The organism is Variovorax sp. EBFNA2, from assembly GCF_033802765.1.
GTDB classification, from domain to species: Bacteria; Pseudomonadota; Gammaproteobacteria; order Burkholderiales; family Burkholderiaceae_C; genus Variovorax; species Variovorax paradoxus_H.
In genome coordinates, this window is the sequence record NZ_CP138496.1 from 511,276 (window position 1) to 531,623 (window position 20,348).

Below are 20,348 nucleotides of genomic sequence, written 5' to 3' on the forward strand. Positions count from 1 at the left end.
GGGCCGGGGGCGATCACGCGCGGCGCGATAATCCGCCTTCCCGGCCGCCGTCGAGCCGGGCCCTGCCGAGATGTCATGAACCCCAGCTACAAACCCAGCGACGTCGAGTCCGCTGCCCAGGCGCAATGGCGCGCCGCCGATGTCTACCGTGTCACCGAGGACGCGGGTCGCAAGAAGTACTACGCCTGTTCGATGCTGCCGTACCCCAGCGGCAAGCTGCACATGGGCCACGTGCGCAACTACACGATCAACGACATGCTCACGCGCTACCTGCGCATGAGCGGCTACAACGTGCTGATGCCCATGGGCTGGGACGCCTTCGGCCTGCCGGCCGAGAACGCGGCGCTCAAGAACGGCGTGCCGCCGGCCAAGTGGACCTACGAGAACATCGCCTACATGAAGGGCCAGCTCCAGGCCATGGGCCTGGCGATCGACTGGAGCCGCGAGATCGCCACCTGCGATCCGAGCTACTACAAGTGGAACCAGTGGCTGTTCCTGAAGATGCTCGAAAAGGGCATTGCCTACCGCAAGACCCAGGTCGTCAACTGGGACCCGGTCGACCAGACCGTGCTGGCCAACGAGCAGGTGATCGACGGCAAGGGCTGGCGCACCGGCGCCACCGTCGAGCGTCGCGAGATCCCCGGCTACTACCTGAAGATCAGCGACTACGCCGAAGAACTGCTCGAGCACACCCAGCACAAGCTGCCGGGCTGGCCCGAGCGCGTCAAGCTGATGCAGGAAAACTGGATCGGCAAGAGCGAGGGCCTGCGCTTCGCCTTCACGCATGACATCAAGGATGCGAGCGGCAAGCTCATTCAAGATGGCCGCATGTACGTGTTCACCACGCGTGCCGACACCATCATGGGCGTCACCTTCTGCGCCGTCGCGCCCGAGCATCCGCTGGCGGCGCATGCCGCCACGCTCGATCCGAAGGTCGCGGCCTTCATCGAAGAATGCAAGGGCGGCGGCACCACCGAAGCCGAGCTGGCCACGCAGGAGAAGAAGGGCGTGCCCACGGGCCTGACCGTGACGCACCCGATCACCGACGAACAGGTGCCGGTGTGGGTCGGCAACTACGTGCTCATCAACTACGGCGACGGCGCTGTGATGGGCGTGCCCGCGCACGACGAACGCGACTTTGCCTTCGCCAACAAGTACGGCATCGAGATCATCCAGGTCGTGCTGGTCGACGACGAACCGCACTTCGACTATCACAAGTGGCAGGACTGGTACGGCGACAAGCAGCGCGGCGTGACCATCAACTCCGACAACTTCAGCGGCATGACCTACAAGGAGGCCGTGGCCGCCGTGGCGCATGCGCTGGGCCAGAAGGGCCTGGGCGAGCTGCAGACCACCTGGCGCCTGCGCGACTGGGGCGTGAGCCGCCAGCGCTACTGGGGCACGCCGATCCCGATCATCCATTGCGACGAACACGGCGCGGTGCCGGTCCCCGAGAAGGACCTGCCCGTGGTGCTGCCGACCGACTGCGTGCCCGACGGCTCGGGCAACCCGCTGGCCAAGCACGAAGGCTTCCACGCCGGCGTGGTGTGCCCGGTGTGCGGCAAGGCCGCGCGGCGCGAGACCGACACGATGGACACCTTCGTCGATTCGTCGTGGTACTTCATGCGCTACTGCGACCCCAAGAACGACCAGGCCATGGTCGCCGAGGGCGCCGACTACTGGATGCCGATGGACCAGTACATCGGCGGCATCGAGCACGCGATCCTGCACCTGCTGTACGCGCGCTTCTGGACCAAGGTCATGCGCGACCTGGGCCTCGTGAAGGCCGACGAGCCCTTCGCCAAGCTGCTCACGCAGGGCATGGTGCTCAACCACATCTTCTACTCGCGTAACGAGAAGGGCGGCAAGGACTACTTCCCGCCGCTCGAAGTCACGGCGGTGCTCGACGCACAGGGCCGCATCACCGGCGGCACGCTGGCCGACGGCACGAAGGTCGAGTACGGCGGCGTGGGCAAGATGGGCAAGAGCGAGCGCAACGGCGTCGACCCGCAGGACCTCATCGAGAAGTACGGCGCCGACACCGCGCGCCTGTACACCATGTTCACCGCGCCGCCCGAAGCCACGCTCGAGTGGAACGACGCGGCCGTCGAAGGCAGCTACCGCTTCCTGCGCCGCGTGTGGAACTACGGCGTGGCCCAGGCCGACGTGGCGCCCGTGGCGCTCGCCGGCCAGAGCTTCGGCAAGCCCGCCCAGGCGTTGCGCCGCGAGGTGCACACCGTGCTGCGCCAGATCGACTACGACTACCAGCGCATGCAATACAACACGGTGGTGTCGGGCACGATGAAGCTGCTCAATGCGCTCGAAGGCTTCAAGCCCGATGGCAGCGCGGGCGACGCGGCCGCCGCGCGCGAGGGCTTCGGCATCCTGCTGCGCTGCCTGTACCCGGCCACGCCGCACATCGCGCACCAGCTGTGGCAGCAGCTCGGCTACGACAAGGCATCGGGCGACCTGCTCGACGCGCCCTGGCCCGTGGTCGACGTGGCCGCGCTGGCGCAGGACGAGGTCGAACTCATGCTGCAGGTCAACGGCAAGCTGCGCGGCAAGCTGCTGGTGCCCGCCGGTGCCTCGAAGGACGAGATCGAGCGGCTGGCGCTGGCCTGCGACGACTTCGTCAACTTCGCCGAAGGCGCGCCGCCCAAGCGCGTGATCGTGGTGCCCGGGCGCCTGGTCAACGTGGTCATCTGACACAGACTCTGCAGAACGACGGAAACGACAGACGCATGAACATTCGCAATGCCTCGCAGCCGCGCCGCGGCTTTCTCCTGGGCCTCGGCGTCGCAGGCGCTTCGCTGGTGCTGTCCGGCTGCGGCTTCGCACTGCGCCAGGCGCCGACCTTCGCGTTCAAGACGCTGTCGCTCGAAGGCAATACGGCGCTCATCAACCAGCTGCGGCGCGAGCTGCGCGCGGCCGGCAACGTGCGGCTGGTGCCCAAGGAAGAGGCGGGTACCGCCGACGCCGTGCTCGTCGTGCTGGGCGAGGACCGCGACCGGTTCGTCATCTCGACCAATTCCGCCGGTCTGGTGCGCGAGGTGCAGTTGCGCCTGCGCGCCCGCTTCAGCCTGCGAACACCGGGCGGCAAGGAATTGCTGGCCGCCTCCGAGGTCTCGCAGACGCGCGACCTGAGCTTCAACGAAACCAATGCGCTGGCCAAGGAGAGCGAGGCCGATCTGCTGTACCGCGACATGCAGGCCGACATCGCGCAGCAGTTGATGCGCCGGCTGGCGGCGGTGCAGTCCCTGTAAGCCTCGCTTCCGTTCTTTCAATGCAACTTGCCAGTGCCCAGCTCGGCGCCCACCTGCAAAAGGGCCTGAAGCCGCTTTATACGATCCACGGCGACGAGCCGTTGCTCGCGCAGGAGGCGGCCGACGCCATCCGCGCCGCCGCGCGCGCCCAGGGCCACACCGAGCGCAGCTCGTACACCGTGGCCGGCGCGCACTTCGACTGGAGCGCGGTGCTCGCGGCCGGGGGCTCGCTCTCGCTGTTCGCCGACAAGCAGATCGTCGAGATCCGCATTCCGTCGGGCAAGCCCGGCAAGGACGGCAGCGTCGCGCTGCAGCAGCTGGCCGAAGCGGCGCCGGGCAACGACAGCACGCTCACGCTGGTGATGCTGCCGCGCCTGGACAAGGCCACGCGCACGGGCGCGTGGTTCTCGGCGCTCGAGAACAACGGCGTGAGCCTCCAGGTCGACCCGATCGAACGCGCCGCGCTGCCGCAATGGATCGCGCAGCGCCTCGGGTTGCAGAACCAGCGCGTGATGCCCGGCGACGAAGGCCAGCGCACGCTGCAGTTCTTTGCCGACCGCGTCGAAGGCAACCTGCTCGCCGCGCACCAGGAAATCCAGAAGCTTGCGCTGCTGCACCCGGCCGGCGAGCTGAGCTGGGAGCAGGTCGAGGGCGCCGTCAACAACGTGGCGCGCTACGACGTGTTCAAGCTCTCCGAGGCCGTGCTGGCCGGCAACCCGCAGCGCGTGGCGCGCATGCTCGACGGCCTGCAGGCCGAGGGCGAGGCCGAGGTGCTGGTGCACTACACGATCGCCGAGGACATCCGCGCCCTCAAGCGCGTGAAGGACGCCATGGCCGCCGGCCGCCCGCTGCCGATGGCGCTGCGCGAGAACCGCATCTGGGGCCCGCGCGAGCGCGCCTTCGAACGCGTGCTGCCGCGCCTGGACGACCGCATGCTGACCCGCCTGCTGCGCGCGGCCCACCTGGTCGACGGCATCTGCAAGGGCCTGAAGCAGCCCGACTGGCCCGCCAGCGGCTGGCAGGCGCTGCAGCGGCTGGCGCTGATGCTGTGCCGCGCCTGCAGCACGGCCTCGGCGCCACGTCGCGCCTGACCCGGGCTTTTTCCAGCGAACACCGCGGAACCGGCTTTGCCGGGCCGCTGGTGTTGCCCCCGGCGAGGGGGTTGGAGAAGCGACACGAAGTGCGCGAAGCCTGGGGGAGATTCCAAATGCTGGAAAATGCGGGCTATGAACGCGTTCAACGTCAGCGAGCACATGCAGACCCTCGGTCTGCAAGCCAAAGCCGCTGCATTCCTCATGGCCCGTGCGGATGCAGCTACCAAAAACAGAGCACTGAAGGCGCTGGCCCGGCGCCTGCGCGAAGTCGGCCCCGAGCTGGCTGCTGCCAACCAGAAGGACCTGGAGCGCGCCACGGCCGCCGGCCTGTCGGCCCCGATGGTCGACCGGCTCAAGCTCACGCCCAAGGTCCTCGACACCGTGGCCGAAGGCTGCGAGCAGCTGGCCGGCATGGCCGACGTGATCGGCGAAATCATCGGCATGAAGCAGCAGCCCAGCGGCATCCGCGTGGGCCAGATGCGCGTGCCGATCGGCGTCTTCGGCATGATCTACGAGAGCCGCCCCAACGTGACGATCGAGGCCGCAAGCCTCGCGATCAAGTCGGGCAACGCCGCCATCCTGCGCGGCGGCTCCGAGGCCATCGAGTCGAACAAGGCGCTGGCGCTGCTGGTGTCCGAGGCGCTGGCCGAAGCCGGCCTGCCGGTCGAGGCGGTGCAGCTGGTGCAGACCACCGACCGCGAAGCCGTGGGCCAGCTCATCGCCATGCCCGAATTCGTCGACGTGATCATTCCGCGCGGCGGCAAGGGCCTCATCGAGCGCATCAGCCGCGACGCCAAGGTGCCCGTCATCAAGCACCTGGACGGCAACTGCCACGTGTACGTGGACGACACCGCCGAGTTCGACATGGCGCTGCGCATCGTCGACAACGCCAAGACCCAGAAGTACAGCCCCTGCAACGCCGCCGAAGGCCTGCTGGTGTCGGCCGCGGTGGCCGACCACTTCCTGCCCGAGATTGCCGCCGTCTTCGCCGCCAAGGGCGTCGAAATGCGCTGCGACCCGGCCGCCGCCGCCATCTTGCGCGCCAGCGAGGCGCACCATCCGCAGGCGAAGATCCTTGATGCCGTCGAGTCCGACTGGTCCGAGGAATACCTGGCCGCCGTCATCAGCGTGAAGGTGGTGTCGGGGGTCGACGAGGCCATTGCGCACATCAATCGCTACTCGAGCCACCACACCGACGCCATCGTCACGCGCGACCATATCAACGCCCAGCGCTTCTTGCGCGAGGTCGATTCGGCCAGCGTGATGGTGAATGCGAGCACGCGCTTCGCAGACGGATTCGAGTACGGGCTGGGCGCCGAAATCGGCATCAGCACCGACAAGTTCCACGCGCGCGGTCCGGTCGGCATCGAAGGCCTGACCTCGCTCAAGTACGTGGTGCTGGGGCAGGGCGAAGTTCGCAGCTAGTCGGGTCCGAAAAGGCTGGGGCCATCGGGCCGGCGGCGCGGCGAGGTCCGTGCCGCGGTGTTCTTGCAACGTGTGTTGTGGATTGGGGTGCTTTGTTCTCGTTGGCTGCTTGTCATCGGGGCGGCCATCCCCAAATCCTACAATTCCACTCCACCTTTAAGCACAAAACCAACAAGGCCGCTGCATGGTTCCGCATCTCGTCACTGCCCTGACCGGCCCGATCAACGAACTGGAGCAGCGGGTGCTCGACTCGACGCCCGCCATCGAGCGCTGGTTTCGCCTCGAGTGGATGGAGCACACGCCGCCGTTCTACAGCGCCGTCGACATCCGCAACGCGGGCTTCAAGCTCGCCCCGGTCGACACCAACCTGTTCCCCGGCGGCTGGAACAACCTCACCAAGGAAATGCTGCCGCTGGCGGTGCAGGCCGCGCAGGCGGCCATCGAGAAGATCTGCCCGGAGGCGCGCAACCTGCTCGTCATTCCTGAAAATCACTCGAAAAACACCTTTTATCTCGCCAACATCGCGCAACTGGTGCGCATCTTCCACATGGCGGGCCTCAATGTGCGCATCGGCTCCGTCGATCCGGCCATCAAGTCGCCCAAGAAGATCGAGTTGCCCAACGGCGAGACCGTGACGCTCGAGCCGGTGGTGCGTTCCAAGCGCCGCCTGGGCCTGAAGAACTTCGATCCCTGCACAATTCTCCTGAACAACGAGCTTTCGGCAGGAACGCCCGGCATCCTCGAAGACCTGCACGAGCAATACCTGCTGCCGCCGCTGCACGCGGGCTGGTCGGTGCGCCGCAAGAGCAACCATTTGCACAGCTATGAAGAGCTGTGCAAGCGCTTCGGCAAGCTGCTGGGCATCGATCCGTGGCTCATCAACCCGATCTACGCGCGCGCCGAAGGCGTCGACGTGGCCGAGGGTCGCGGCATCGACGTGCTCACCAGCCATGTCGACGCGGTGCTCACCAAGGTGCGCCGCAAGTACAAGGAATACGGCATCAACGAGAAGCCGTTCGTGGTCGTCAAGGGCGGCCACAGCGGCAGCGGCAGCCCCGGCGTCGTGACCGTGCGCGACGCGAAAGAGGTCGAGGCGCTCATCGGCAAGTCGCGCACCGCCACCTCGTCGCCCGCGAAGACCAGCGCCGGGCGCGACCTGCGCGAGCCCACCGAGCTGATCGTGCAGGAAGGCGTGCTCACCAACGAGCGCGTGCACAACGGCGTGGCCGAGCCGGTGGTCTACATGATGGACCGCTACGTGGTGGGCGGCTTCTACCGCGTGCACGCCGAGCGCGCCGCCGACGAGAACCTCAAGCAGCCGGGCGCCAGCTACGTGCCGCTGGCCTTCTCGGAAAGTGCGCAGCTGCCGCAGCCGGGCGCCAAGCCCGGTGCCAGCGCCCCCAATCGTTTTTACATGTATGGCGTGGTGGGCCGTCTGGCCATGGTCGCGGCCAGCTACGAGATGGAAGCGACCGATCCGGACGCCGAAATCTACGAATGAGCGGCCAAGGCGGGTTGCGGCGCGGGCGGGCAGCGGCAAAATAGCAGCCCCACAGCAAAGGAACCCAAAGGGCGGAGGGATGCGCGGCGCGGCCGCGGCATCCCGGCGTGACTGACGCGTCGATCACTGCGAGCCGCCCTTTTCCCATCGACCTCGTGTCAGCCCCCAAAAACATCTCTGCCGGCCTCATCGTCGGCGCCATCGGCGTCGTCTACGGCGACATCGGCACCAGCGTTCTCTATGCGGTCAAGGAAGTCTTCGGTCACGGCCATGTGCCGTTCACCGTCGAGAACGTCTACGGCATCCTGTCGATGTTCTTCTGGACCCTCACGGTCATCGTGTCGATCAAGTACGTCGTGCTCGTGCTGCGCGCCGACAACGAAGGCGAGGGCGGCCTGGTCGCGATGCTCGCGCTGGCCTCCCAGGCCGTGACCGACAAGCCGAGGCTGCGCCAGCTGCTGCTGATCGTCGGCATCTTCGGCACTTCGCTCTTCTACGGCGACGGCGTCATCACGCCGGCCATCTCGGTGCTGTCGGCGGTCGAGGGCCTGGAGGTGGTGTCGCCGCACTTCAAGCACTACGTGATCCCGATCACGCTGGTCGTGCTGTTCTGCCTGTTCGCGGTGCAAAAGCGCGGCACCGCGGGCATCGGCAAGTTCTTCGGCCCGATCACGCTGGCGTGGTTTGCGGCCATCGCCGTGCTGGGCGTGTGGCAGATCGCGCACCACCCCGAAATCATCAAGGCGCTGAACCCCTGGTTCGCGCTGAAGTTCATCTGGGACAACCCGGGCACCAGCTTCATCCTGCTGGGCGCCATGGTGCTGTGCGTGACCGGCGCCGAAGCGCTGTACGCCGACCTGGGCCACTTCGGCAAGAAGCCGATCCGCATCGCGTGGTTCTCGGTCGTCATGCCGGCGCTTACGCTCAACTACCTGGGCCAGGGCGCGCTGCTGCTGGAGAACCCCGAGGCCGTGAAGAACCCGTTCTTCATGATGGCGCCTGAATGGGCGCTCATTCCGCTGGTGCTGCTGGCCACGCTGTCCACGGTGATCGCCTCGCAGGCGCTCATCACCGGCGCCTTCAGCGTCACGCGCCAGGTGATCCAGCTGGGCTACCTGCCGCGCCTGAACATCGAGCACACCAGCGTGCGCACGGCCGGTCAGATCTACATTCCGCTGGTCAACTGGGGCCTGTTCGTCGCCATCGTGCTGGCGGTCGTGATGTTCCGCACCTCGAGCAGCCTGGCCGCGGCCTACGGCATTGCCGTGACCACCGACATGCTGATCACCACGATCCTCACCTTCTTCGTGATCCGCTACGCGTGGAAGCTGCCGCTGGCGCTGTGCATCGGCGCGACCGCGATCTTCTTCGTGGTCGACTTCCTGTTCTTCGCCTCGAACCTGCTCAAGCTGTTCGAAGGCGGCTGGTTCCCGCTGCTGATCGGCGGCGCGGTGTTCACGCTGATGATCACCTGGAAGGAAGGCCGCCGCCTCATGGGCGAGGCGCAGCACGCCGACGCGATCGACCTGAAGTCGTTCCTCGGTTCGGTGTTCATGAGCCCGCCCGCGCGCGTCGACGGCACGGCCGTGTTCCTCACGGCCGAACCGGGCGTGGTGCCCAACGCATTGCTGCACAACCTCAAGCACAACAAGGTGCTGCACGAGCAGAACATGTTCGTCACCGTGCGCAACCACGAGGTGCCCTGGATTCCGATGGACAAGCGCATCGAGATCGATGCGCTGGGCAACCACTGCTGGCAGGTGATCGTGCACTACGGCTTCAAGAACGACATCGACCTGCCGCGCGCGCTCGACAACGCGCGCATGCGCGGCTGCCAGCTCGAGCCGATGACGACCAGCTACTTCCTCTCGCGCGACGTCGTGATTCCCACGCTGGGCAGCGGCATGGCGCCGTGGCGCGAGAAGCTGTTCGCGCAGATGCACCACAACGCGAGCGGTGCGGCGGCCTTCCTGGGGCTGCCCAATAACGCGGTGGTCGAACTGGGTTCGAAGATCGAGATCTGAGGCACGCGGCGCCACACCGCGTGCCCCGGCAAAATCGCGCCATGCGATTCTTCAAGGACCTGAGCCTTTCGGCCTTCACCGCGGGCTTCGTCGCCGTGCTCGTGGGTTTCACGAGTTCGGTGGCCATCGTGTTCCAGGCCGCCCAGGCCTTCGGCGCCACGCCGGAGATGACGGCCTCGTGGATGTGGGCGCTGGGCATCGGCATGGGGCTCGCTTCGGCGCTGCCTTCGCTGTGGTGGCGCAAGCCCGTCATGATTGCCTGGAGCACCCCCGGTGCGGCCGTGCTGGCCGTGGCCGGCACGGGCTACGGCATGGGCGAGGCGGTGGGCGCCTTCATCGTGAGCGCGGTGCTGATCGTGCTCGCGGGCGCCACCGGCTGGTTCGAACGCGTGATGAACAAGATCCCGATGGCCATCGCCTCGGCACTGCTGGCCGGCGTGCTTGCGCGCTTCGGCATGTCGGCTTTCACGGCGGCGCAGACCGCGCTGCCGCTGGTGCTGCTGATGCTCGCCACCTACCTTGTCGGCAAGCGACTGCTGCCGCGCTACGCGGTGCCGCTCACGCTCCTGGTGGCCATCGCCTTCACGGCCGCGCGCGGCGAGCTGGCATGGTCGGCTGTGCAGTTCTCGCTCACCTGGCCGGTGTTCACGGCGCCGGTGTTCACCTGGCAGGCGATCGTGAGCCTGGCGCTGCCGCTGTTCGTCGTGACGATGGCCTCGCAGAACCTGCCCGGCGTGGCGGCGATCCGCGCCAGCGGCTTCAGCGATCTGCCGGTCAGCAAGCTCATCACGATCAGCGGCCTCGCGACGCTGGTGCTCGCGCCCTTCGGTGCCTTTGCGCTCAACCTCAGCGCGATCACGGCCGCCATGTGCATGGGCCGCGAGGCGCACGAAGACCCGGCGCGGCGCTACACGGCGGCCGTGAGCTGCGGTGCCCTCTACGTGGTGATCGGCCTGTTCGGTGCGGCCGTCACGGGCCTGCTGACGGCCTTTCCGAAAGAGTTGGTCGCGGCCATCGCCGGGCTGGCGCTGCTGGGCACCATCGGCGGCGGGCTGGCCGCGGCGGTGCGCGACGAGGCGCACCGAGAGGCCGCGCTCATCACCTTCCTGGTCACGCTCTCGGGCGTGACGCTCGCCGGCATCGGCTCCGCCTTCTGGGGCGTGGTGGCCGGTGCGGTGGCGCTGGCGGTGCAGCAGCTCGGCCGCGCACGCGCGCAGGTGCCCGCTGAAAAGGCCCCGGCCGACAAGGACATCGCCGCTTCCGGCAACATGCCGCCAGAAACCCCCTCCACAGCCGCCGTTCCCGGCGCCGGAAAGAACGCCTGATGAAAAACATCCTCTTCGTCGCCGATCCGCTCGATCAGTTCAAGATCTACAAGGACACGACCTTCTCGATGATGCGCGAGGCCCAGCGCCGCGGCCACCGCATCGCGGCCTGCCTGCCGCAGGACATCCAGTGGACCTCGGGCGGCCTCGTCTCGGCCGTGGTGCAGCAGATCACGCTCACGGGCGACGCAAAAGACTGGTACCACGTTGACATCATCGAGTCGAAGGCGCTGAAAGACTTTGACGCCGTGCTCATGCGCAAGGATCCGCCCTTCGACGCCGAGTACATCTACTCGACGCACCTGCTGCAGCAGGCCGAGCGCGAAGGCGCGCAGGTGGTCAACTCGCCGCGTGCGCTGCGCGACCATCCCGAGAAGCTCGCGATCATGGAGTTTCCGCAGTTCGTCACGCCCACGCTGGTCACGCGCAGCGCGCAGGCCGTGCGCGACTTCCATGCGGAGCACGGCGACATCATCCTGAAGCCACTCGACGGCATGGGCGGCATGGGCATCTTCCGCGTCAAGCAGGATGCGCTGAACCTCGGCTCCATCGTCGAGACGCTCAACAAGGACGGCGCCGAAACCATCATGGTGCAGCGCTTCGTGCCCGAGGTGACGCAGGGCGACAAGCGCATCCTGATCATCGCGGGCGAGCCGGCGCCCTTCGTGCTGGCGCGCATTCCGCAGGGCACCGAGGTGCGCGGCAACCTCGCGGCCGGCGGCAAGGGCGTGGCCCAGCCGCTCACGGCGCGCAACCGCGAGATCGCCGAGGCCATCGGCAAGGTGCTCGCGCCGCGCGGGCTGCTGCTGATCGGGCTCGACGTCATCGGCGACTCGGTCACCGAGATCAACGTGACCAGCCCGACCTGCTTTCAGGAGATCACCGAGCAGACCGGCTTCGACGTGCCGAAGATGTTCATCGACGCGCTGGAGAAAGCGCTGCGTCCTGCCTGAGCCCCGCGGCCGCGGTGCGCGCCTCGCGCTCGCGCCGCGCCTGCAGGCGACGTGAGCGCAGCTTGCGCGCCCAGATGACGATGCCGGTGATCGACAGCATCGCCACCACCAGCCCCAGCGCCGACATCAGGATGCGGCCCGGCAAACCCAGGATGCGCCCGCCGTGCAGCGGCAATTGCAACTGGGCGAACACATCGGCCGCCGTGCCGTGCCACGGGCGGTTGCTCCCGATGACGTGGCCGTCGCGCCCGTCCAGATAGAGGTTCGACAGGCCCATGCCGTCGCTGTCGTCGTGCGTGGCGTGGTCGAAGAACGAGACGTTGTAGAAGCCGCCGCGTGCGTTGTAGAACGCGCCGCCCAGCGGCGTCGTCCAGCCGAGGCGCCGCGCTTCGGCATCGGCCTGCGCCACGATGTCGCGGAAGCCGATGGTGGGTTCGATGCGCGTGCCCAGCGGCGCGAGCGGCACCAGCGCCGACGGGCCCGGCGTGGTCTTCGAGACCAGCGAGAGCATCGGGTGGAACACCTCCTTGTAGAGGTTCAGCGAGAACGAGGTGAAGGCCACGACGATGATCAGCCCCCAGATCCACAGCCCGCCCGCGCGGTGCAGGTCGAAGTTGAGCTTGTAGCCGCCGGCCGCCCAGCGCACGGTCCACGAAGGCTTCCAGCGTTGCCACCAGGCACCCGCAGGACGATGCGTCGGGTGCACCGCCTTGCGCAGGCGCCGCGGCATCGTGAGGTAGAGCGCGACGAAGCTGTCGAGCAGCCACACGAGCGCCACCGTGCCCATGATCCACCAGCCGATGCGGTCGGTGCCCCACATCGCCGGCACGTGCAGCATGTAGTGCAGCTTGCGCAAAAACGGCATCAGCGTCTCGGGCTTGAGCGAGATCGCCGTGGAGTCGCGCCGGCCGCGCACCTCGGCCGTGACCGGATCGACGAACACCTGGTTGTAGCCCAGCTTGAAGGGCTTGCCGGTGGCCGGGTCGGTGCGCGGCTGCACGAAGTAGCCGGCCGCGTGGCCTTCCTCGAAACCCAGCGGCATGTACGCGACCCGCGCGCGCGGGTCGTGCGCCTCGACCGCGGCGGCCAGGTCGAACGGGTCCTTGAACGGGCCGCGCGCCGTGGTGTCGTACAGCTTGCGGTTGAGCCAGCCGTCGATCTCGTGGTCCCACGAGATGACGGCGCCGGTCAGGCCCGAGACGACAAGAAACAGCGCAACCGCCAGGCCCGCCCAGCGGTGGATGGCGGTCGCAATGGCGCGCATCGCGTCAGAAGTCGATGGTGCCGCTCACGGAGAAAGTGCGCGGCGCGCCGAGCGTCAGGTAGTTGGAGCCCTGCGTGCCACCCACCGACGCCCAGTACGACTTGTTGAACAGGTTGTCGATGCGCGCGCGCAGCGTGAGCGCGCGGCCGTTGCCCAGGTCGACCAGGTAGCGCGCGCCGATGTCGAAGCGCGTCCAGCCCGGGATCTGCTGCGTGTTGGCGGCGTTGGCGTACTGCTTGGACGTGTACAGCAGGCGCGCGTTCAGCGACAGGTTGCGCACGCCCGGCACGTCCCACTCGGCGCCGAGGTTGGCCTGCTGCTTGGCCACGCCGATGGCCGTGCGGCCATCGGTGGCGCCGCCTTGCGTGTTCTTCTGCTTGGCGTCGAGCAGCGTCAGGCCGCCGAGCAGGCGCAGGCCCTTGGCCGGCTGGCCGAACACCGAGAACTCCAGGCCCTGGTTGCGCTGCTTGCCGTACAGGCCGTAGGTCTGGCCCGCGTACTGGTAGACCGGCTGGTCGGTGGTGAAGAACGCGGCGCTCGCGCCCAGCGAGCCGCCGTCGTACTTGACGCCCACTTCCTTCTGCTTGGCCTGGTACGGCGCAAACACCTCGCCGGCATTGGTGACCGGGCGGTTGTTCACCGTGCCGGGCGCCACGTTGCCCTTGACGAGCGCTTCGATGTAGTTGGCGTAGGCCGACACGGTCGGCGTGATCTTGAACACGACGCCGGCCACCGGCGTGGTCTTGCTCTTGTCGTAGGTGCTCGACTGCTTGAGCGTGGTGTAGGCGAAGCTGGTCTGCTCGATGGTCTGGCGGCGCACGCCGAGCGTGACCAGCAGGCGGTCGTCCATGAACGACATGGTGTCGGCAATGGCGACGCTCGAGGTGTCGATCTTGTCGGTCAGGCGCGGGTCTTCCAGCGTGTTGCCGGTGAAGTTGTTGGCGACCGGGTAGGGCGACGCGTACGGCGCGTAGATGTTGTTGCGCAGGCTGCCGCGCGAGATCGTGTAGGCGTTGTCGCGGTCGTTGCTGTACGTGGCGGCCGAGGCCACCACCGTGTGCTTCACGGGGCCGGTGGCAAAGGTGCCGCGCACGCCGAGTTCGGCGGTGCCGATGCGGTCCTTGCGCGTGTTGCTGAAACGCGTGCCGCTGGTGTTGCCGAACACGTCGTTCAGGGTCGGGTTCGCCAGCACGTTGTCTTCGTCGCTGCGGCGCACGCCGCCGGCGGCCCAGGCTGTGATGTTGTCGGTGATGTCGACTTCGCCGCGGAAGGTGGCGAACTTGTCCTTTTCCGTCGAGTAGCTCCAGGGCTGCGCAAAGTTGGTGCTGGCGTCGGGCGCGCGCGGAATCGGCAGCGCCGACGAGGGCGTGAGGCTCGGGCGGCCGTCCTTCAGGTCGTAGTCCTGATAGCCGAAGTCGGCCGACAGGCGCACGTTGCGGTTGCGCCAGTCGAGGCCGACGGCGAAGGCGCTGAGCTGCTGGCTTTCCTTGTGCACGCCGGTGCCGCCTTCCCGGCGCGCCGCATTCACGCGCACGCCCAGGCTGTCGTCGGGGCCGAAGCGGCGCGCGAGGTCGAGGTTCACGTAGCCCTGGCCGCCGGTCTGCACGCCGAATCCGACGCGCGTGAGCGGCTCGTTGGGCGCGCGCTTGGGCAGCAGGTTGATCGCGCCGCCGATGCCGCTGCCGCCGGGCGCGGCGCCGTTCAGGAAGGAGTTGGCGCCGCGGAACACTTCCACGCGCTCGAAGAATTCAGAGGCGATGTACTGGCGCGGCAGCATGCCGTACAGGCCGTTGTAGGCCACGTCGTCCGAGTACACGGGAAAGCCGCGCACCACGTACAGCTCCTGGAAGTTGCCGAAGCCGCGCGCCTGGCGCACCGATGGGTCGTTGAGCAGCACGTCGGCCACGCTCTTGGCCTGCTGGTCCTGGATCAGCTCGTTGGTGTAGTTGGTGCTCGAGAACGGCGTGCTCATCATGTCCTGGTTGCCCAGGATGCCCACGCGCCCGCCGCGCGCCACCTGCCTGCCCGCGAAGGGCTTGGTCAGGCCTTCGGCCGAGGCGTCGGCGCTGGCTTCGACGGTGACGGTGCTCAGCGTGCCGCTGGCAGGGGCTGCAGTTTCGGCCGGGGGCGTTTGCGCCAGGGCCGTCAAGGCGTGAAGGGCCAGCAGCGAGGCGGCCACGGTCGGGCGGAGGAAGAAAGGAGAGGCGGGCATGAAAGAGCGGCCGTTAGCAAATGAGAACAGTTATTGTTCATAGTTTGCACTTACTGGCCGGTACTTTCTTGCACTGTTGCAAAAAAGTGTCAGTCAAAAGACTGAGTTTTTCGCCTCAGCGCGGCATCCGCTGGCCGTCCACGAACACATGCAACTCGCCCGAGGTGAAGGGCGTCCAGGTCTCGTTGGTGGTGAGCGGCGCCGTCACCACCACGGCCACGCGGTCTGTGGGCGTGGTGTGCTCGGCGAAGTCGATCTCCAGGTCTTCGTCCGAGAGCTGCGCCGTCACGAAGGGGTGGCGGCGTTCCACGTACCAGAGGTTCGTGGAGGCATGCGCCCACAGCGCCTGTCCGTTCGACAGCATGAAGTTGAAGGTGCCGTGGGCCGCGAGCTGCGGCGCCAGTTCGCGCAGCGTGAGCGTGAGCTCCTCGACGCTGGGCACGCCCGCGTGCGACTTGGCCAGCTCCTGCATGATCCAGCAGAAGGCGTGTTCGCTGTCGGTGTTGCCCACCGGATGGAAATTGCCGTGCAGGCGCGGGCGAAAGTCCTTCAGGTCGCCGTTGTGGGCGAACACCCAGTAGCGGCCCCACAGCTCGCGCACGAACGGGTGGCAGTTCTGCAGATTCACTTCGCCCTGCGTCGCCTTGCGGATGTGCGCGATGACGTTGCGGCTTTGAATCGGGTAGCGCCGGATCAGCTCGGCCACCGGCGATTCGCAGGCCGGCTGGTGATCGACGAAGTGGCGCAGCCCGCGGTCCTCGAAGAACGCGATGCCCCAGCCGTCGGCATGGTGGTCGGTGCGGCCACCGCGCTGCGCGAACCCCGTGAAGCTGAAGGTCACGTCGGTCGGCGTGTTGCAGTTCATCCCTAGCAATTGGCACATGGCTGTGATTAGACCGCGATTCAGGATGAGGAGGAGACGGCGGCGGGCAGCCGCAGCCAGCCCAGTACGCGTTCGGTGCCCAGCTGCGTGCGCCCGTCGGGGGTGAGCGCCAGCGGCAGGCGCTCGCGCGAGGTGCCGAAGGGTCCGGGGTTCTGCTGCACGATCTCAACCGCATCGGCGTCCAGGCGCGACACGATCGCCACGTGGCCGTAGGGATTGAAGAGCCACGGCGCGAACACCACGATGTCGCCCACGGCCGGCGCACTCGCGCCGCCGTTGCGGTGCTGGACCAGGTTGCGCGCCGTGTTCAGCGCGCCGTCTGGCACGGCCGCATCGAAGAAAGCCTTGGCATGGCCGCGCGCCTCGGGCATGCGGTGCTGGTGCCGCTCGTAGTAGTAGCGCTTGACGAACTCCACGCACTGCCAGCGCAGGCCGATGTTGTAGCCGTCGGGCGCGAGGCTGCGGCCGTCGACGTGGTTGATGGCGCCGTTGAAGTACACCGGCACACCCTCGAACTGGTCGATCACCTCGCCGGGTGCGTGCGTCGGGTTGACATTGAAGCGGCTCGCGCCCCACAGGCCGAGCAGGGCGACGAGGACAAGGGCAGCGAGAACGACGACGGCGCGGCGGGTGATGAAACGGGGCATGGACGGTGAAGCAGCAAGCGCGGCCCTGCAGGGGCCGTCGCCGGCGAGCTTAGTCCATGCGCCGGTCGGCTCAGAGTCCGTGCAACGCCGCCATCTCGTCGATCAGTTCACGCTGGAACGCATCGAAGCGCGCCGACGGCTGCTGCAGCCCGAGGAGCTCGCCGAACGGGTCTTCCACCTCGGTGCGGTGACCCGACAGTTCTTCGACCACCGCGAGTCCGCAGAAGGGCACGCAGGCTTCCGCGTAGCCGCCTTCGTGCACCACCACCACGCGCCCGTCGCAGTGCTTCGCGGCCAGCGCGTTGACCTGCCGCATCATCTGGCGGAACGATTCGGAGTGCAGCTGCATGCGCGCCAGCGGATCGACGCCGTTGGCGTCCAGCCCGCTCGCCACCACGATCAGCTCGGGCCGGTAGCGGTCGATCACCGGCGTCACGATGCGCTCGAAGGCGTGCATGTACGCCGCGTGCCCGCCGCCGGGCTGCAGCGGGATGTTGACGTTGAAGCCCAGCCCCGCGCCCTCGCCGCGGTCTTCGGCGCCGCTGTAGCCGGGCGGGAAGCAGTGCTCCTGGTGCAGCGAGAGCGTGAGCACGTCGGGGCGGTCGTAGAAGATCTGCTGCGTGCCGTTGCCGTGGTGCACGTCCCAGTCGATCACGGCCACGCGGCCCACGCCGTGGCGCGCCTTCATGGTCTCGATGGCGACCGCGATGTTGTTGAACAGGCAGAAGCCCATGCTGTGCTCGCGCAGGCAGTGGTGGCCCGGCGGGCGCGTGAGCGCGAACGCGTTGCGGTGACGGCCCTGCAGCACGCTGTCCATCGCGGCAATGGCCAGGCCGGTGGAGAGCTTCGCGATCTCGTAACTGCCCGGGCCGAAGGGCGCGAACTCGCCGAGGTCGCCGCCGCCGGCGTCGCTCGCGGCCTTGAACTGCTGCAGGTAGCTGGCGGGATGCACGCGCTGCAAATCTTCTTCGCTGGCCATCGGCGCGCTCGACACATCGAGTTGCGCGGTCAGGCCCGACACGTCCATCAGCGACTTGATGCGGCGCTTGGAATCGGGCGACTCGGCCATGCCGCTGCCGGCCATGGGCTGCACCCAGCCGCCCACCGGCAGGAACAGGGCATGCAGCCCGCCGGGCACGTGCCAGAAGGTGCGCTCGTCGTGAAAGAAGGCCGTGGTCTTCATGTCGTTCATCTCTCTTTACTCCGGACGAAGTTGGACGGACTTGGCGATGGCGCGGTAGCGCTCCATGTCGGCCTGGTAGTCGCGGCGCAGTTCGGCCAGCGACTGTTCGGGCGCCACCTTGGCGCCGCCGAGTTCCAGCGCGCGGCGCAACTCGGGCTTGCGCATCATCTGGTTGAAAGCCGTGTGCAGCCGCTGCTGCGCCTCCTCGGGCACGCGGTGCGACACCTGGATTCCCGCCCACAGGCTGTAGACGAAGTCGTCCAGGCCCTTGCTGTTGCGGATGAGCGCAATGGCCGTGAAGCGCTCGTGCGGCGCCGAGGTCGCGATGCCCAGCGCCTTGATCTTGCCGGCGTCCAGCAGGTCGGGCACGTTGCCGGCCAGCGGCGCAAACACCAGATCGATTTGCCCGCCCAGCAGGTCGTTCACCAGCGGCGCGAAGCCCTTGTAGGGCACGTGCAGCATCTTGGTGCCCGTCTGCTGCATGAAGCGTTCGCCCAGCAGGTGGTAGAGCGAGCCGGGGCCGATGCTGCCGTAGCTCAACTCCTTGGTGCCCGGGCGGCGCAGCAGCGCGATGAGTTCGTCGACGCTGCCCGCGCCCAGGTCCTTGCGCGCCAGCAGCACCATCGACGTGACGGCCATCACGCCGATGGGCCGGAAGTCTTCGGCCTTGTAGCGCGCGCTGCTGAGCGTGAGCGGCGTGAGCATCAGCTCCATCGGCGACCCCAGCAGCAGCGCCGAGCCGTCGGCCGGGGCGTTGGCCGCCTTCATCACGCCGAGCGAGCCGCTCGCGCCGGGCACGTTGTCGACGATGGCCGGTTGGCCCAGCAGCCGCGACAGCTCAGGCGCGGCCAGGCGCGCGTTGATGTCGGAGCCGCCGCCCGCGGGGTAGGGCACGATGAGGTTCAGGGTCTTGCCCGCCAGGCCTTGGGCCAGGGCGGGCAGGGCGAAGGCGGCCAGGCCGGCAGCCATCAACGAACGTCTGCGCATGGGTTCTCTCCTCGGGTTGTGTGTGATGTGTGGGAGTACGGAAACAGGGGGGCTTGTTGTTGCTACGGCTGCAGCAACAGTGGTGATTGCGCGTTCGCGAACGGCACGGCCTGGTGCCAGCCGTGCGCCATGCGCAGCACGTCGAGGTCGGCGCCGGGGCGGCCGATGAGCTGCAGGCCCATAGGCAGGCCCGGCAGGCCGCGCGTGCCGTCGGCTTGCGAGAAGCCGGCCGGGATCGCCATCGCGGGCAGGCCGGCGAGCGAAGGGCCGATCGTCACTTCCATCCAGCGGTGGTAGGTGTCCATGGCGCGGCCGCCGACCTCGCGCGGCCAGTGCACGTCGACCGGCAACGGGAACACCTGCGCGGCCGGCAGCACCAGGAAGTCGAAGCGTTCGAAGAGCTGCAGCAGCGCGGCATGCCACTGCGTGCGCGTGACAGCGGCTTCGTGCAGCGCGGCGGCGCTCAGGCGCTCGCCCTGCTCGATCTCCCAGCAGGCCTCGGGCTTGAGCTGCGCGCGCGTGGCCGGGTCGGCATGCAGCCCGCGCAGCGCGCCGGCCACGATGAAGCCGCGCAGGCGCAGCCACGCGGTCCACAGCGCATCGAAGTCGAAGCTGGGCACGGCAGGCGCCACGCTGCAGCCCAGCGTGTCGAAATGCCGCAGCGCCGATTCGCACAGCGCCATCACGCCCGGGTCCATCGGCAGGTGGCCGCCGAGGTCGCCGAGCCACGCGATGCGCTGGCCGCGCAGTTCCGCATCGAGCGGCTGCGCGAAGGCCTCGCCGTCACCCGCCAGGCTCAGCGGCGAGCGCGCGTCGTAGCCGGCCTGCACCGACAGCAGCCAGGCCACGTCCTCGGGCGTGCGGCCCATCGGCCCTTCGCAGCCCAGCTGCTGGAAGAACAGCTCCGGCCCGGGCCCGAAGGGCACGCGCCCCAGCGACGGGCGCAGGCCGTAGACGTGGTTCCAGGCCGCGGGATTGCGCAGCGAGCCCATCATGTCGCTGCCGTCGGCCACCGGCAGCATGTGCAGCGCGAGCGCCACCGCGGCGCCGCCGCTGCTGCCGCCGGCCGCGTGGTCGAGGTTCCATGCGTTGCGCGTGGTGCCGAACACCGTGTTGTAGGTGTGCGAGCCCAGGCCGAACTCGGGCGTGTTGCTGCGCCCCACGAAGAGCGCGCCGGCGCGGCGCAGCCGCTCGACCATGATCGCGTCGTGCGGCGTCACCTGCTTCGCGAACACCGGGCTGCCCATGGTGGTGGGCAGCCCGGCAGTGGCGGCGAAATCCTTCGGCGCCATCGGGAAGCCGTGCAGCCGGCCCACCGCGTCGCCGCGCGCCAGCTGTGCATCGCAGGCATCGGCCTGGCGCAGCATCTCCTCGGGCGCTTGCAGCGAGACCAGCGCATTGACCCGCGGGTTGAGGCGGTCGATGCGCGCGAGGCAGGTCTGCATCAGTTCGCGGCACGAGAGCTCGCGGCGTTGCAGGGCGGCGGCGAGCGCGCGGGCGCTCGGCAAGGGCGGCAAGGGCGGCAGGGTGGTGGACATATGGCGATCGACGATAGCGACCGCGTCCGCAAGCGGTTATCAAAAAACG

Annotated in this window: 15 protein-coding genes; 8 read left to right on the plus strand and 7 right to left on the minus strand. The window is 68.1% G+C overall.

Annotated features, from left to right (window positions below):
* Positions 1 to 75 precede the first annotated feature (75 nt).
* The 8 genes from leuS (at position 76) to gshB (ending at position 11,585) form a co-directional block, all read left to right on the plus strand.
* Positions 76 to 2,706 (plus strand): leucine--tRNA ligase, encoded by a 2,631-nt coding sequence (gene leuS / locus RZE79_RS02325; protein WP_319358860.1) that lies wholly within the window; start codon positions 76 to 78, stop codon positions 2,704 to 2,706.
* Positions 2,707 to 2,741: 35 nt separating this feature from the next.
* Positions 2,742 to 3,263, plus strand: a complete 522-nt coding sequence (lptE, locus tag RZE79_RS02330; protein WP_153281010.1) for an LPS assembly lipoprotein LptE — start codon at positions 2,742 to 2,744, stop codon at positions 3,261 to 3,263.
* A gap of 20 nt (positions 3,264 to 3,283) precedes the next feature.
* A complete protein-coding gene (gene holA, locus RZE79_RS02335) occupies positions 3,284 to 4,354 on the plus strand; it encodes a DNA polymerase III subunit delta (RefSeq protein ID WP_101488324.1) in 1,071 nt (356 codons plus the stop codon).
* A 135-nt stretch (positions 4,355 to 4,489) separates the two neighbouring features.
* Positions 4,490 to 5,782: a glutamate-5-semialdehyde dehydrogenase gene (locus tag RZE79_RS02340; protein ID WP_319358861.1), complete on the plus strand. Its 1,293-nt coding sequence runs from the start codon at positions 4,490 to 4,492 to the stop codon at positions 5,780 to 5,782.
* A 184-nt stretch (positions 5,783 to 5,966) separates the two neighbouring features.
* A complete protein-coding gene (gshA, locus tag RZE79_RS02345) occupies positions 5,967 to 7,283 on the plus strand; it encodes a glutamate--cysteine ligase (protein ID WP_153281008.1) in 1,317 nt (438 codons plus the stop codon).
* A gap of 155 nt (positions 7,284 to 7,438) precedes the next feature.
* Positions 7,439 to 9,307, plus strand: coding sequence for a potassium transporter Kup (locus RZE79_RS02350; protein WP_153281007.1), 1,869 nt, complete (start codon positions 7,439 to 7,441; stop codon positions 9,305 to 9,307).
* A gap of 41 nt (positions 9,308 to 9,348) precedes the next feature.
* Positions 9,349 to 10,632: a benzoate/H(+) symporter BenE family transporter gene (locus RZE79_RS02355; RefSeq protein WP_319358862.1), complete on the plus strand. Its 1,284-nt coding sequence runs from the start codon at positions 9,349 to 9,351 to the stop codon at positions 10,630 to 10,632.
* Positions 10,632 to 11,585: a glutathione synthase gene (gene gshB / locus RZE79_RS02360; RefSeq protein WP_319358863.1), complete on the plus strand. Its 954-nt coding sequence runs from the start codon at positions 10,632 to 10,634 to the stop codon at positions 11,583 to 11,585. Before RZE79_RS02355 ends, gshB begins: the two co-directional genes overlap by 1 nt.
* Here gshB and RZE79_RS02365 read toward each other — a convergent pair.
* From RZE79_RS02365 to RZE79_RS02395, 7 genes are all read right to left on the minus strand, one after another.
* A complete protein-coding gene (locus tag RZE79_RS02365) occupies positions 11,548 to 12,849 on the minus strand; it encodes a PepSY-associated TM helix domain-containing protein (protein ID WP_319358864.1) in 1,302 nt (433 codons plus the stop codon). The two genes, gshB and RZE79_RS02365, sit on opposite strands and share 38 nt — an antisense overlap.
* 4 nt (positions 12,850 to 12,853) lie before the next feature.
* Positions 12,854 to 15,061, minus strand: coding sequence for a TonB-dependent receptor (locus RZE79_RS02370; RefSeq protein WP_319358865.1), 2,208 nt, complete (start codon positions 15,059 to 15,061; stop codon positions 12,854 to 12,856).
* 115 nt (positions 15,062 to 15,176) lie between these two features.
* Positions 15,177 to 15,944 carry a class II glutamine amidotransferase gene (locus RZE79_RS02375; RefSeq protein WP_319358866.1) on the minus strand — a complete coding sequence of 256 codons (768 nt, stop codon included), beginning with the start codon at positions 15,942 to 15,944 and terminating at the stop codon, positions 15,177 to 15,179.
* A 20-nt stretch (positions 15,945 to 15,964) separates the two neighbouring features.
* Complete coding sequence (locus tag RZE79_RS02380; RefSeq protein WP_319358867.1) at positions 15,965 to 16,591, minus strand: CHAP domain-containing protein; 627 nt, start codon at positions 16,589 to 16,591, stop codon at positions 15,965 to 15,967.
* 70 nt (positions 16,592 to 16,661) lie between these two features.
* The gene (locus RZE79_RS02385) at positions 16,662 to 17,774 is read right to left on the minus strand and encodes a class II histone deacetylase (protein WP_319361070.1); all 1,113 of its coding nucleotides are present in this window, start codon (positions 17,772 to 17,774) and stop codon (positions 16,662 to 16,664) included.
* 15 nt (positions 17,775 to 17,789) lie between these two features.
* The gene (locus tag RZE79_RS02390; protein ID WP_319358868.1) at positions 17,790 to 18,761 is read right to left on the minus strand and encodes a tripartite tricarboxylate transporter substrate binding protein; all 972 of its coding nucleotides are present in this window, start codon (positions 18,759 to 18,761) and stop codon (positions 17,790 to 17,792) included.
* A 62-nt stretch (positions 18,762 to 18,823) separates the two neighbouring features.
* Entirely contained in the window at positions 18,824 to 20,299 is a 1,476-nt protein-coding gene (locus RZE79_RS02395) for an amidase (protein WP_319358869.1), read from the minus strand.
* Between the last annotated feature and the right edge of the window lie 49 nt (positions 20,300 to 20,348).